Below are 13506 nucleotides of genomic sequence, written 5' to 3' on the forward strand. Positions count from 1 at the left end.
GCGGGGCGTACGGGAGATCCTTGGCCTGCCCACGGCGATGAGTCGTGCAAATGCCGGACGTGCCGCCCTGGCCTGTGGCATGCGGCGGCCTACTGTCCTTACCGACCGGCCGTTCCCGCACCGGAGGAGGGAATTCATGTCGGGCAGTGACGTTCGCGGACTGCTCTCTCCCTTCCTGTTGCTGCTCATCTGCGAGCGGCCCGGTCACGGGTACGACCTGATCGAGCGGCTGGCGCGGCTGGGGGCGTCCGACGCGGAGCCGGGGCAGGTCTATCGGGCTCTGCGCTCGCTCGAACGCGCCGGCCACCTGGCCTCCGACTGGGTCGCCTCCGAGGCGGGGCCCGCCCGCCGGCGCTACGAGCTGACCACCGGCGGGATGGCCGAACTGCAGGCGTGGATGCGGCGGTTGACTGAAGTGCGCGGGTTGCTGGAGACCTGCCTGGACAGATGGACGCGGATCAGCTCAGAAGCCGACACCCCAGGCGTCTCAGGCGGTGCGGGTGGGCGGGGCTCGGGTGTGCGGGAAGGGGCGGGGTGGGAGGAGGCGTCGTGGGCGAGGACTCAGCGATGAGCGCCGTGTCCGCCGCGTTCGAGCGGCGGGCGCAACCGGCGGCGGCCGTGGGTGCGGACGCCGAGCTGATCGTCCGCGCCTGCCAGGAGATGGCGGGACGGTTCCGCGCGGGCGGCAAGTTGCTGGTGTTCGGCAGCGGCGGGTCGGTGGCCGATGCGCAGCATGTCGCTGTCGAGTTCGCGCATCCTGTCGTCGTCGGCAAGCCGGCGCTCTCTGCTCTCTCGCTGGCCACGGATCTGGCTCTGGCCACGGGGATCGCTCGCACCCAGGGTCTGGACGGGATCTTCGCCGCCCAGCTGCGGCTGCTGGCCGCGCCGCACGACATCGCGCTCGCTCTGTCGGCCGAGCCCGGCTGTCCTGCCGTGCGCGATGGGCTGGCGGCGGCGCGCGAGCGGGGCCTGCTGACGGTGGCGCTCGCCGGCGGGCAAGCGGCGCCTGAGGCGGATCACGTGGTGGTCGTGCGCTCCGGCGATCCGCTGGTCGTCAAGGAGGTGCACATGACGATCTATCACGTGCTGTGGGAGCTGGTGCACGTCTTCTACGAGCTGGAGGCGGTCCGATGACGGAGTCGTGTCACGACGGGGTCTGCGTCACGTGTTCGGACGTGGCGGTGCCGGTGCGCGTGGTGCGGCTCATGGAGGACGGGATGGCGCTGGTGGAGACGGAGTCGGGGACGGCGGAGGAGGTCAGCGTGGCGCTGGTGGACGCGCGGCCTGGTGACGTCGTCCTGGTGCACGCCAAGGAGGCCATCGCGAGGAGAGACCCTTGAGTACGGTCGATGACCCCGGCGGGATCGAGGCCCTGTACCCGTTCCTCGCCCCGGCGCCGGTGGACAGGGAGGCGGTCGTCGCCGACCTGTGCGCGTCCACGCGGAGGAAGGCCGGCGAGATCGTCGCGTTGCGCCGGTCCCTGGTCGCCCTGCACGGCGAGCGGCTGGTGGCGTGCGCGCGGGCGATGGCGGCGGCGATCGAGGCAGGGGGCCGGCTGTTCGCGTTCGGCAACGGCGGCAGCAGCACGGACGCCCAGGCCGTCGCCCAGCTCTTCGCCGCCCCACCTGAGGCAGCCCGCACGGCCGCCGCCCCGCCGCGACCGGCGCGGGCTGTGGCGGCGGTGGCGTTGGCGCAGGATGTCGCGCTGGTCACGGCGTTGTCGAATGACGTCGGGTATGAGCTGGTGTTCGCCAGGCAGCTCGCCGCGCTCGGGCGGCGGGGTGACGTGGCCGTGGGGTTGTCCACCAGTGGAGGGTCGCGGAACGTGGTCGATGCCATGGGGGAGGCGTCCAGGCGCGGCATGGTGACCGTGGGGATGGCGGGCTATGACGGCGGGGCGATGGCGCAGGAGGGGCGGGTGGCCTACCTGTTCGTGGTGCCGTCGGCGTCCGTGCACCGCATCCAGGAGGCGCAGATCACGCTCTGCCACGTGCTGTGGGAGCTGACCCAGCGGGTGCTGGCCGGCGAGATGTGACGGGCATGGCCGGTACGGGGGTGCGCCGGGTCAGAGTGCGGGTCGAGGGGCTGGTGCAGGGGGTGGGGTTCCGGCCGTTCGTGTGCGGGCTGGCCGGGACGTACGGGGTGTCGGGGTTCGTCGGCAACGACCCCGGCGGGGTGTTCATCGAGGCGGAGGGCGAGCCGGGGAGGCTGGAGGCGTTCACGGCCGGGCTGACGGGTCAGGCGCCGCCGCTCGCGCTGGTCGAGCGGGTCTCGGTGGAGGCGGCGGAGCCGGTGGGCGAGCCGGGTTTCCGCATCGTGCCGAGCAGGCGCGGCGAGCGGCCGAACCCCGCCCTGGTGCCCCCGGACGCCGGTACGTGTGCCGCCTGCCTGCGCGAACTGCGCGACCCCGGCGACCGCAGGCACCGGTACGCGTTCGCCAACTGCACCGGCTGCGGGCCGCGGTTCACCATCGTCACCGGCGTCCCGTACGACCGGTGCGCCACCACGATGGCGGACTTCGCGATGTGCGCCGCCTGCGCGCGTGAGTACGGCGACCCCGGCGACCGCCGCTTCCACGCCCAGCCGGTGTGCTGCCCCGCGTGCGGCCCCGAGCTGCGCGCTCTCGACGCGGCCGGCCGGCCGGTGCCCGGGGATCCGGTCGAGGTGGCGGCCGGGTGGCTGGAGGAGGGGCGGGTCGTGGCGATCAAAGGGCTGGGCGGCTATCACCTCGCCGTCCTGGCCGCCGACGGCACCGCCGTTGCCGTGCTGCGGGCCCGCAAGCGCCGCGAGTCCCGGCCGTTCGCCGTGCTGGCGCAGGACGTGGCGGTGGCCGGGACGCTGGTCCACCTGGACCCGGCGGCCGAACGGCTGCTCACGAGCACGCCCCGCCCGATCGTGCTGGCCCCGCGCCGCCGCGACGCCCCGGTGGCCGACGCCGTGGCGCCCGGGGCCCGCGACCTGGGGGTGATGCTGCCGTCCACGCCGCTGCATCACCTGCTCGCCGACCGGCTGGCCACGCCGTACGTGCTGACCAGCGGGAACCTCACCGACGAGCCGATCGCCCACCGCGACGAGGACGCGCTGCGGCGGCTGGCCGGCGTCGCCGACGGGTTCCTCGTGCACGACCGGCGGATCGAGGCGCCCGCCGACGACTCGCTGGTGCGGGTCTTCCGCGGCCGGGAGCTGGTCGTACGCCGATCGCGCGGCTACGCCCCCGCCCCCCTCTCCGTGCCGTGGCGCTTCCCCCGGCCGGTGCTCGCCTGCGGCGCCCAGCTCAAGAACACCTTCTGCGTGGCCAGGGGCGACCAGGCGTTCCTGTCGCAGCACATCGGCGACCTGGAGAGTTACGAGACCCTGCGCCTCTTCACCGAGTCCGTCGAGCGCTTCTGCCGGCTGTTCGGCGTCCGCCCCGAAGTGGTCGCCCACGACCTGCACCCGGAGTACCTGTCCACCGCGTACGCGCGCGACCGCACCGGCGTGGACCTCGTCGCGGTGCAGCACCACCACGCGCACATCGCCTCCTGCCTGGCCGAGCACGGGCATGGCGGGCCCGTCATCGGGGTGGCGTTCGACGGGCTGGGCCTGGGCGACGACGGCACGCTGTGGGGCGGGGAGCTGCTGGTCGCCGACCTGCTCTCCTACCGGCGGGCCGGGCACCTGGAGGCGGTGCCGATGCCGGGCGGCGCGGCGGCGGTACGTCAGCCGTGGCGCATGGCGGCGGCCTGGCTGGACCGGCTCCACGGCGACGCGCTGCCCGATCTGGCGGTGGCCGCGCGGCATCGGGAGCAGTGGCCGGTGGTGGCCGGGATGGCGCGGTCCGGGCTGAACGCGCCGCTCACGTCCAGTGCGGGGCGGCTGTTCGACGCGGTGGCGGCGATCGCGGGGGTGCGCGATGTCATCGGGTACGAGGGGCAGGCCGCCGCCGAGCTGGAGGCCCGGGTGGATCCCGGGGAGCGGGGGGCGTACCCGGCGCGGGTGATCGCGGGTGAGCTCCTGGTCATCGCCGCCGGTGACCTGGTCGGGGCCGCGGCGGAGGACGTCGCGGCCGGTGCGGGCGCGGGACGGATCGCCGCCCGCTTCCACCACGGACTGGCCGCTGCGGTGGTCCGCGCGGTCACGATCCTGGGCGAGGAGACGGGCCTGCGGACGGTGGCGCTGTCCGGCGGCGTCTTCCAGAACACGGTCCTGCTGGAGGCGGTGGTGTCGGGCCTGGAACGCGAGCATTTCCAGGTCCTGACCCATTCGCGAGTCCCGCCAGGCGACGGGGGCATCGCCCTCGGCCAGGCCGTCATCGCCGCCGCCCACGACCGCCGCTGACGACGCCGCCGGTCGGCGCGCGGCTCCCCCCGCTGAACAGCACACCCACGCCCGGCACCTGCGCGCGCCATCCCGTAGGCGCCGGCGGGCGGTGGTCAGCAGATGCGGGGCAGGGGGTCGCCGACCAGGAGGTCGACGATCCTGGTGCCGCCGAACGCGGTGTTGAGGAGGACCATTCCCGCGGGATCGGGCTCGATCGTGCCCACCACCGCCGCGCCCTCGCTCACCGGGTGCCGCCGGAGCGCCGCGACAGCCGCGTCGGCGTGTTCCCCGTCCACGACGGCCACGAACCGGCCCTCGCAGGCCACGTACAGCGGGTCGAGGCCGAGCAGTTCGCAGGCGCCGCTCACGATCGGGCGGACCGGCACCGCGCGTTCGTCCACCCGCACGGCCACCCCGGCGCCGCGCGCCACCTCGTTCAGGACGGTCGCGACCCCGCCCCTGGTGGCGTCGCGCATCATCCGCACGGGGGCGGCGTCGAGGAGGGCGGCGACGGCGTCGTGCAGGGGCGCGGTGTCGGAGGTCAGGTCCGCCTCGATGTCGAGGTCGCCCCGGGCGATCATGACGGTGATGCCGTGCTCGCCGATCGGCCCCGACACGATCACCGCGTCCCCTGGCCTGACCTGCGCGTCGCCCAGCGTGACCGGCCGTTCCAGTGCTCCGACGCCGGACGTGGTGACGTAACAGCCGTCCGCCTTGCCGCGCTGCACCACCTTGGTGTCGCCGGTCACCACCCGCACGCCGGCCCGCTCGGCAGCGGCCGCCATGGACGCGGCGATCCTGCGCAGGTCGGCGATCGGGAACCCCTCCTCCAGGACGAACGCCGCCGACAGGTACATCGGCCTGGCCCCGCACACCGCGAGGTCGTTGACGGTCCCGTTGACGGCGAGGTCGCCGATGTCACCGCCGGGGAAGAACAGCGGCGAGACCACGTACGCGTCGGTGGTGAGGACCAGCCGGCCGGTGCCGAGGTCGAGCGTGGCGCCGTCGTCGAGCGGGTCGAGCGCCGGGTTGCGGAAGGCGTCGGCGAAGACCGCCTCGATCAGCGTCCGCGACGCCTTGCCGCCCGCGCCGTGCGCCAGCGTGACCCGCTCCTCGGTGAGCTTGGGCCTGCGACGGCGGGCCCGTTCGATCCGCTCCAGCACCTGGACCTCACGGGAGGCCACAGCTTCGTCGTTCAAGGCCGGCTCCCCAGAGTCAGCGGTACGGGCTCACGCCGCCGGGCGAAGCGGCCGAAGTTGTAGTAGGCGGCGCAGGCCCCCTCGGACGACACCATGCAGGTGCCGATGGGCGTCTCGGGCGTGCAGGCGGTGCCGAAGACCTTGCACTCCCACGGCTTCAGCACACCTTTCAGCACCTCACCGCACTGGCACGCCTTGGGATCGGCCACCCGCACCCCCGGTACGGCGAAGCGCACCTCGGCGTCGTACGCCGCGTAGGCCTCCCGCATCCGCAGCGCGGAGTGCGCGATGAACCCCAGCCCGCGCCACTCGAAGTGTGGCCGCAGCTCCATCACCCGCGAGATCGCCGACAGCGCCCGCGGGTTCCCCTCCCACGGCACCACCCGCGTGTACTGGTTCTCCACCTCGGCCCGCCCCTCGGCGAGCTGGCGGAGCAGCATGTAGACGGACTGCAGGACGTCCAGCGGCTCGAACCCGGCGCACACCAGCGGCTTGCCGTAGTCGCGGGCGATGAAGGAGTAGGGCGTGCAGCCGATGACGGTGGAGACGTGGCCGGGCCCGATGAACCCGTCGATCCGCTGGTCGGGCGAGTCGAGGATGGCCTTGATCGCCGGGATGATCGTGACGTGGTTGCAGAAGACGGCGAAGTTCGGGATGTTCTCGGCGGCGGCCCGCAGCACGGTCATCGCCGTGGACGGGGCCGTGGTCTCGAAGCCGATGGCCATGAAGACGACCGTGCGGTCGGGGTGCTGCCGGGCGATCTTGAGCGCGTCCAGCGGCGAGTACACCATGCGGATGTCCGCGCCCGCGGCCTTGGCGTCGTAGAACGAGCCCTGGCCGCCGGGGACCCGCATCATGTCGCCGAACGACGTCAAGATCACGCCGGGCTCGCGGGCGATGGCGATGGCGTCGTCCACCCGCCCCATCGGGATGACGCAGACCGGGCAGCCGGGGCCGTGCACCAGCGACACCGGCTCGGGCAGATGGTCCTCAAGGCCGTGCTTGTAGATGGTGTGCGTGTGGCCGCCGCACACCTCCATGAACGTGTAGCGCCGCCCTGGCTCGCACAGGTCGCTGATCCGCGCCGCCAGCCGCCTGGCCTCGCCCGCGTCGCGGTACTCATCGACGAACCGCACTGTCCCGCCTCTCAGGTGATGTCGGATTCCGCGAGCGCTTCGAGCTCGTCGGTGTACGCCTGCCCGAGACCGCGCAGGAGCGCGAGCGTGGCCGCCGCCTCCCGCTCGTCGATCTTGGACATGGCGAAGCCGACGTGCACGAGCACCCAGTCGCCAGGACGGATGCCGTCCTGGTCGACCAGCCCGACGTTGATGACCCGCCGCACGCCCGCCACCTCGACCTTGGCGAGTTCGGGCTGTCCGGGGATGAGTTCGACGATCTCGCCGGGAATGCCCAGGCACATCGGCCGCCTCGCTCCTCTCACATTCGTCGCATGGTGATGTAGCGCTTCAGGGCGGGCAGTTCCCGCCAGATCATCGCGATGACCGCGGCCCCCGCGAACAGGGCCAGCAACTTGCCTAGCTGCCGCATGTCGGCTTTCACCTCCTCTCGTGTCTCAGCTGGGAGACAGGTTCGGCATGGTCCGCGCGATCGGGTTCGCGTGACGGGGACGTACGCCGGTCGAGCGCCGCGCGTCGGCGGTGCCGTCCTTGTGGTGGCCCCGCTGACGGCGGTAGGAGCCCTTCGCGTTGCCCTGGGGCACGCCCTTGACGTGCGAAGGCGTGTCGGGCACCACGTCGGGTACGCCTACGCGAATCCGTGCCATGTCGTCCTCCTCATCGGTCGAGTTCGGCGAAGAAGGCCGCGATCCGGTCCCAGAGCTGGGGACCGCCGGACATGCCCGTCCATTCCTGGCGTACCAGGGCGACGAGCCGGTGACAGTCGTCGATCGGGACGACCCAGCGCTCGTCCAGGCCGCGCACGACGGCGACCAGGAACGCCTCCACCGCCGGCCGCATCGACGCCAGTTCCGCGTAGTGGCCGGCGAGCCGCTCCCATGCGTCGGTGTCCACGTCCCAGCGGGTGGCGCCCACCGGGCTCGGATAGTGCGCCACGACCGTGCCGTCGGAGCGGCGGACGAAGAACGCCAGGCCCACGGGCACGCCCAGCTCGGACGGCGGCGGCCCGGTGAGGCGCAGCCGCCGGTCGGGCACCAGCAGGAACCTGCCGGGACCGTTCGTCCCGTGCTCGAACAGCAGCGCGCAGGCGCGGCAGGCGCACAGCACCAGGTCCTTGCGCTCCTCCAGCAGATGGGCGTGCGTGTCTCGCAGCGGCTCCCCGCACAGCTCACACGGCTCGGCCGCCCGCCGCCCACCGACCGGCCGCCTGACCACCCGCCCAAGCGCCCCCGCCCCGACCGCAGGGCCGGTCACAGCACCGGTCGCAGCGCCGGTCACAGCACCGGTCACAGCACCGGTCACAGCACCGGTTGCGCGGCTGGTCACGGGGCCGGGCGCGGCGCCCGTCCCGGAGGCGGTCATGGGGCCGCCCTTGAGGTGGCGGGGCGGCGGGTGAGCGCGTCGAGCGGGATGAACGCCGCACGACCGGCAGCCGCCGCACTCCCCTGGGCGGCGGCGCCGCTTCCCTGAGCCGCGCCGACGGACACCCCGTGCAGCACGAACAGGTGCGCCAGCAGGACGTCGTCCGCCAGCGCCGCACCCACCTCGGGTGCGGCGGCGACGACCCGCTCGGCGATGCGGGCGAGCGCCTCCCCGTACACCCCGGCGAGCGTGGCGAGCGCGTCGAGCGCCAGGTCGGCCGTGGGCCCGGAGGCCGACTCCAGCTCGCTCAGCAGCTCGTCGAGCAGTTCCAGATGCCCGGCGACGGCCCGCTCGTCCAGCCTCGGCCGGCCGTCAGTCATGGCCGCCGCCGAACATCGGCGAGTGCAGCTTCCGCACCGTACGCCCCTTACCGACGTACATGTGGACGCCACACGGCAGGCAGGGGTCGAAGCTGCGCACGGCGCGCATGATGTCGACGCCCTTGAAGTTCTCCGGCCCGTTCTCCTCGAAGATCGGCATGTCCTGGACGGCGTCCTCGTACGGCCCAGGAGTGCCGTAGCGGTCACGCGGGCTGCCGTTCCACGGCGTCGGCGGGTACGGGTGATAGTTGGCGATCTTCCCCTTCTCGATCACCAGGTGGTGCGACAGCACGCCGCGCACCGCCTCGTGGAACCCGACCCCGATCGCCTGCTCGGGCACGTCGAAGTCCTGGAACACCTTGGTGTCCCCGCCGCGCACCCGCTCCAGCGCCCGCTCGATGAACCACACCGCCATGGCGGCCGCGTAGGCCACGAAGTACACGCGGGCCCGGTTGCGCTCGAGGGCGTTGGACCACTGCGGGATCCGCCACTCCAGCGTCACCTCGGGCAGCTCGGGCCCCTTGGGCAGGTTGATCTGCACGCTCGACCCGGTGGACTTCACGTACGGCGTGTCCACGAGCCCGGCCAGCGCGGTGGTGTAGAGGCGCGCGAACGGGCCGCCGCCGGTGTCCAGCGCCAGGTGGTCGCCGGTGCGCGGGTCGAGCCAGCGCGGGCTCATCACCCAGCTGTAGTTGCCGTCGAAGTCGCGCTTCTGCGGGGCGGGCAGCGTGGTCTGGTTCCACGGGTGGCGCATGTCCACCGGGTTGCCGAGCGGGTCGTGGGTGACGAACGGCTCCTCGTTCACCCAGTCCTCGTAGTAGGAGCTGCCGAGCAGGATGCGGATGCCGAGGTTGATGTCCACCAGGTTCGTCGTGATGAGCTCGCCGTCCACGACGATGCCGGGGGTGACGTACATCGCCCTGCCCCACTCGTTCATCGTCTGGTAGCGGTAGTCGACCACCTCGGGGTCCTGGAACGCGCCCCAGCAGCCGAGCAGCACCCTGCGCCGGCCGACCTCCTCGTAGCCGGGCAGCGCCTGGTAGAAGAAGTCGAAGACGTCGTCGTTGAGCGCGACGGCCTTCTTGACGAAGTCGATGATGTTCATCAGCCGCGACAGGTAGTCGGTGAAGACCGACGGCGACGGCATCGTGCCGACGCCTCCCGGATAGATCGTCGAGGGGTGCACGTGCCTGCCCTCCATCAGGCAGAACATCTCCCGCGTGACCCGGCTGACGGTCAGCGCCTCCTTGTAGGCGTCCCCCTCGAACGGGTTGAACGCCTGCATGATGTCGGCGATCGTGCGCTTGCCGTGGATGGCGGCGTTCGGCGCCTCGGTGGTGGTGGCCCGCTTGAGCACGCTCGGGTTGGTGCCCTTGACCATCGCCTCGCAGAAGTCGACGAACACCAGGTTGTCCTGGAAGAGGGTGTGGTCGAACATGTACTCGGCGGCCTCGCCGAGGTTGATGATCCACTCGGCGAGCTTCGGGGTCTTGATCCCGTACGCCATGTTCTGCGCGTAGACCGAGCATGTCGTGTGGTTGTCGCCGCAGATGCCGCAGATGCGGCTGGTGATGAAGCCGGCGTCGCGTGGGTCCTTGCCCTTCATGAAGACCGAGTAGCCGCGAAACAGCGAGGACGTGCTGTGGCACTCCACCACGCGCTGGTTCTCGAAGTCGATCTTGGTGTAGATGCCGAGGTTGCCGATGATCCTGGTGATCGGGTCCCAGGACATGTCGACGAGCTGGCCCTTCGTGGGCGCCGCTTTCTCCTGCTGTTCGATGGCCATCGGCCGTGCTTTCCTCTCTCGTCGGAGCCGACGGCTCTACGGGCGCCAGCGCGGGTCGTAGCCGGTGGTCAGCGCCTCACGGTTGTGCCGCCACCGGGGTTCCCTGTTGACGGTGTGGTTGGTGATGCCGCGCATCCGGCGGATGAACGCGCCGTACGGCTTGATGAGCATCGAGGACAGGCCACCGCCGGGCGGCATGTCCATGAACGGCATGAACTTGTCGGGGAAGCCCGGCATGGTGCAGGCGATGCAGATGCCGCCCACGTTCGGGCAGCCGCCGATGCCGCGCATCCACCCGCGCTTGGGCACGTTGCAGTTCACCACCGGGCCCCAGCAGCCCACCTTCACCTGGCACTTCGGCGAGTTGTAGTCATGCGCGAAGTCGCCCTGCTCGTAGTACGAGCCCCGGTCGCACCCCTCGTGGACCGTCTTGCCGAACAGCCACTGGGGACGCAGCAGCTCGTCCAGCGGAGGCGGCGGCGCGCTGCCCGCGGCGTGATGGAGCACCCAGGTCAGGGTCTCCATGAAGTTGTCCGGCTGGACCGGGCAGCCGGGCACGTTCACGATCGGTAGCCCGCCGGTCGAGCGGAAGTCCCAGCCGAGGTAGTCGGCCAGGCCCATGCAGCCGGTCGGGTTGCCGGCCATCGCGTGGATGCCGCCGTACGTGGCGCACGTGCCGATGGCGACGACCGCCCACGCCCTCGGCGCGAGCCGGTCGATCCAGGAGTTCAGGGTCAGCGGCTGCCCGGTGCTCGGGTCGTTGCCGAACGACGTCCAGTAGCCGTCGCCGTTGATGTTCTCGTTGGGCACCGAGCCCTCGATGACGAGGATGAACGGCTCCAGTTCCCCGCGCGCGGCGGCCCTGAACGGCGCCAGGTAGTCCTCGCCGCCGAGGCTGGGCGAGAGCACCTTGTTGTGCAGGTGCACCTTGGGCAGGCCGGGGATGGTGCCGGCGACGACGTCCTCGATCGCGGGCTGGGTCGCCGCGGTGATGGACACGGTGTCGCCGTCGCAGCTCATGCCCTCGGATATCCACAGGATGTGCATCTCGTCGTAGCCGGCGGCCTGACCGCTCTTCTGCTCCGTCTGCGTCATGCGCGCACCTCGTCCTGCTGGTAGGTGATCGACTCGACGACGACCCCGGTGTCGGGCGCGAGCTCGACGTCCACGCCGCCGCAGCGCGGGCAGGCGACGAGCGCGAGCGCGTCGGTCGCGGGTGTCCGCGCGCCGCAGCCGCCGCAGCTCACCGCGGGCGGCTCGGCGACCAGCTCGACCCGCGCGTCCTCGGCCGGGGTGCCGGCCGCGGCCACGCGGAAACCCTGCTCGACGACCGCCGGATCGGGCCGGTGCCCGGCGAAGGGGGCGCGGACGCGTACCGCGGCCACCTGCCGTCCCTCCGCTTCGCGCAGGACCGCCTCCACGATCTCGTCGCACATCCCTGTCTCATGCATCGGCGCGCTCCCTGTCGGTTCGTCGGTACGCCTCGTCACGCGCCAGCGCCGTCACCGCCGCCACCGCGCCTTCGACGGCTGCGGCCACCGGCTCCGACAGGCCCATGACCTCGTCGACGGTCTGGGGCCTGCAGCCCACCAGCAGCACCCTGGGCACCCGGCCGCCCAGCCGGGCGAGCAGGTCGAGGACGGCCTGGGGATGCATGCCGTGCCCGTCGACCTGGGCCACGTCCACCGGCTCGTCGTCGATCTCCAGCACCGCGACGGTGCCCGGCGGGCCGTCGATCTCGACCGCGTCCACCATGATCAGCGTGTCGTACGCGCCGCCGAGCAGCTCGTACGCCAGGTGCACGCCGCGGATCCCGTAGTCCGACACCGACACCGAGCCGGGCAGCGCGGCGGCGTCCATCCGCCTGACCACCTCGACGCCGAACCCGTCGTCGCCCAGGAACACGTTCCCGATCCCGGCCACCAGCACCCTGTTCATGCGGGCTCACCCTCCAATGGCTCGGTCTCCTCGGGGGCGAAGTAGCGGTAGCGGCCGTACCACTGGTTCAGCTCGGCCGCCGGGTCGTCCTCCAGGGTCACGGCGAGGTGGCGGGCGCCGTCCACGTCGAGCAGCACCGCCTCCACCACGGCCGTCCTGCCGTCGAGGAACATGTCCTGCGGGTCGGTGCCGCGCAGCCGGGGCCGCAGCCGCACCCTGCTGCCCTTGCGGACCAGCGTCCCCGCCACCTCGACGACGTCCGTGCCCGCTTCCGTGTCCTGATCCCTGATCGTGCCGTGCAGGCGGGCGAGGTCCTCAGCGGTCATCGCCTCGACCCGGTCGATGATGTCGGCGGCGCGCGGGTCCGTGGCGCGCGCCTCGCGCTTCTCCGCGTCGGTGAGCGTCAGCGTCCGCAGCGACAGGATCTCGTCGATCTCCGCCGCGTCGTGCAGGTCGCCGTGGCTCTCCGGGGCCACGCGCGGGTTGTCGTAGAGCAGGATCGGCGACGACAGCACCACCTGGTCGCCGCTCAGCACCGGGTACGTGTGCGCGTTCACGCACTCGGCCGCCGCCTTCTCCGCCCAGTCAGGCGGGTCGAGCAGCGAGACGAACCGGCCGCCCGGCACGGTCAGCAGGGTGTGGCAGGCGATCAGGGCGTGCCGGAGCGCCTCATCCCTGGACGTGTCCGGCGACGGCTCCCGCGCGGCGTTCTCCGTGCGTACGCGGAGCCTGAACAGCGACTCGTCCTCGCACGGGGTCAGCGACAGCGTCACCCGGGCGGTCAGCGGCCACGTGCGGCGGCGCGTCCGGCCGGCCGAGCCGGGCAGCGGGGTGACCGTGTCGGAGCCGGGAACCCGCAGGTCGAGCCGCTTCTCACCGGACAGGAGCTCCGCCACCGACGCCTGGACGTCCAGCTCGCACGGCACCCCCTCGTCGAAGCTCAACGCCTCACCGACCCGATCCGCCGCGCGGTGACCGCCGTCGGGCAGCCGCTCCTCGGGCGTACGGCGGCGCAGCTGCAGGAAGCGGAGCCTTCCGCTGACGACGGCGTCGGAGGGCGCGACGAGCAGGCACTCGGTCTGCTGCCACCACGACTCGGCGGAGCCCGCGACCCCGCCGCCCTCCAGCCCGTGCGCCCTGGCCCACCGCTCCGGCAGCAGCACCCCGAACTGCCACCTGACCTGGTTCTTCGGCGAAGATCGCCGGTAGGGGTAGAGCAGGTAGCCCTCGTACAGGACGGAGTCAGCCACCGCCAGCGCCGCGCGGAAACCGGGCGCGGCGTCGATGCCGTTCGCGTCCACGGCGAGTGGCCCCCTTGCTGCCCTGGTCGTACGTGACCCTTTCGGTATAGCCACGCCGTCCCAGGCCAAGTAGGTGGGCCACTCCCCTAGGTGCGGACCGCACTT

At 72.4% G+C, this 13506-nt stretch carries 16 protein-coding genes; 5 read left to right on the forward strand and 11 right to left on the reverse strand.

Annotated features, from left to right (window positions below):
- Window positions 1–136: 136 nt before the first annotated feature.
- Genes AB0K28_RS11040 through hypF form a run of 5 tightly spaced genes read left to right on the forward strand, consistent with a single transcriptional unit; the run spans window position 137 to window position 4317 of the window.
- Complete coding sequence (locus tag AB0K28_RS11040; protein ID WP_345392703.1) at window positions 137–571, forward strand: helix-turn-helix transcriptional regulator; 435 nt, start codon at window positions 137–139, stop codon at window positions 569–571.
- Window positions 550–1134, forward strand: coding sequence for an SIS domain-containing protein (locus AB0K28_RS11045; RefSeq protein WP_364367893.1), 585 nt, complete (start codon window positions 550–552; stop codon window positions 1132–1134). Before AB0K28_RS11040 ends, AB0K28_RS11045 begins: the two co-directional genes overlap by 22 nt.
- Window positions 1131–1340, forward strand: coding sequence for a HypC/HybG/HupF family hydrogenase formation chaperone (locus AB0K28_RS11050; protein ID WP_345392709.1), 210 nt, complete (start codon window positions 1131–1133; stop codon window positions 1338–1340). Before AB0K28_RS11045 ends, AB0K28_RS11050 begins: the two co-directional genes overlap by 4 nt.
- Complete coding sequence (locus AB0K28_RS11055; protein WP_364367896.1) at window positions 1337–2035, forward strand: SIS domain-containing protein; 699 nt, start codon at window positions 1337–1339, stop codon at window positions 2033–2035. Before AB0K28_RS11050 ends, AB0K28_RS11055 begins: the two co-directional genes overlap by 4 nt.
- A 5-nt stretch (window positions 2036–2040) precedes the next feature.
- Window positions 2041–4317, forward strand: coding sequence for a carbamoyltransferase HypF (gene hypF, locus AB0K28_RS11060; protein ID WP_364367899.1), 2277 nt, complete (start codon window positions 2041–2043; stop codon window positions 4315–4317).
- Between the two features lie 95 nt (window positions 4318–4412).
- Here the strand turns inward: hypF and hypE are convergent, their stop codons facing one another.
- The 11 genes from hypE to AB0K28_RS11115 form a co-directional block, all read right to left on the reverse strand.
- On the reverse strand, window positions 4413–5498 hold the full coding sequence (gene hypE, locus AB0K28_RS11065; protein WP_364367902.1) for a hydrogenase expression/formation protein HypE: 1086 nt from the start codon (window positions 5496–5498) through the stop codon (window positions 4413–4415).
- Complete coding sequence (hypD, locus tag AB0K28_RS11070) at window positions 5495–6634, reverse strand: hydrogenase formation protein HypD (RefSeq protein ID WP_345392730.1); 1140 nt, start codon at window positions 6632–6634, stop codon at window positions 5495–5497. Before hypD ends, hypE begins: the two co-directional genes overlap by 4 nt.
- Before the next feature lie 11 nt (window positions 6635–6645).
- Entirely contained in the window at window positions 6646–6918 is a 273-nt protein-coding gene (locus AB0K28_RS11075) for a HypC/HybG/HupF family hydrogenase formation chaperone (protein WP_345392733.1), read from the reverse strand.
- A gap of 153 nt (window positions 6919–7071) precedes the next feature.
- Window positions 7072–7281: a hypothetical protein gene (locus tag AB0K28_RS11080; RefSeq protein ID WP_364367906.1), complete on the reverse strand. Its 210-nt coding sequence runs from the start codon at window positions 7279–7281 to the stop codon at window positions 7072–7074.
- 10 nt (window positions 7282–7291) lie between these two features.
- Window positions 7292–7888 carry a DUF5947 family protein gene (locus tag AB0K28_RS11085; protein ID WP_364367909.1) on the reverse strand — a complete coding sequence of 199 codons (597 nt, stop codon included), beginning with the start codon at window positions 7886–7888 and terminating at the stop codon, window positions 7292–7294.
- A 104-nt stretch (window positions 7889–7992) separates the two neighbouring features.
- Window positions 7993–8376 carry a hypothetical protein gene (locus AB0K28_RS11090; protein WP_345392742.1) on the reverse strand — a complete coding sequence of 128 codons (384 nt, stop codon included), beginning with the start codon at window positions 8374–8376 and terminating at the stop codon, window positions 7993–7995.
- Window positions 8369–10162 carry a nickel-dependent hydrogenase large subunit gene (locus AB0K28_RS11095; protein ID WP_345392745.1) on the reverse strand — a complete coding sequence of 598 codons (1794 nt, stop codon included), beginning with the start codon at window positions 10160–10162 and terminating at the stop codon, window positions 8369–8371. Before AB0K28_RS11095 ends, AB0K28_RS11090 begins: the two co-directional genes overlap by 8 nt.
- 36 nt (window positions 10163–10198) lie before the next feature.
- Window positions 10199–11257, reverse strand: coding sequence for a hydrogenase expression protein HypE (locus AB0K28_RS11100; RefSeq protein ID WP_364367912.1), 1059 nt, complete (start codon window positions 11255–11257; stop codon window positions 10199–10201).
- Window positions 11254–11613 carry a hydrogenase maturation nickel metallochaperone HypA gene (locus AB0K28_RS11105; RefSeq protein ID WP_345392751.1) on the reverse strand — a complete coding sequence of 120 codons (360 nt, stop codon included), beginning with the start codon at window positions 11611–11613 and terminating at the stop codon, window positions 11254–11256. Before AB0K28_RS11105 ends, AB0K28_RS11100 begins: the two co-directional genes overlap by 4 nt.
- On the reverse strand, window positions 11606–12100 hold the full coding sequence (locus tag AB0K28_RS11110) for a hydrogenase maturation protease (RefSeq protein WP_345392754.1): 495 nt from the start codon (window positions 12098–12100) through the stop codon (window positions 11606–11608). The genes AB0K28_RS11105 and AB0K28_RS11110 overlap by 8 nt, the downstream gene beginning before the upstream one ends.
- The gene (locus AB0K28_RS11115) at window positions 12097–13401 is read right to left on the reverse strand and encodes a hypothetical protein (RefSeq protein WP_364367915.1); all 1305 of its coding nucleotides are present in this window, start codon (window positions 13399–13401) and stop codon (window positions 12097–12099) included. Before AB0K28_RS11115 ends, AB0K28_RS11110 begins: the two co-directional genes overlap by 4 nt.
- Window positions 13402–13506: the final 105 nt, after the last annotated feature.

The organism is Nonomuraea sp. NPDC049504 (assembly GCF_040676845.1).
GTDB lineage: Bacteria > Actinomycetota > Actinomycetes > Streptosporangiales > Streptosporangiaceae > Nonomuraea > Nonomuraea salmonea.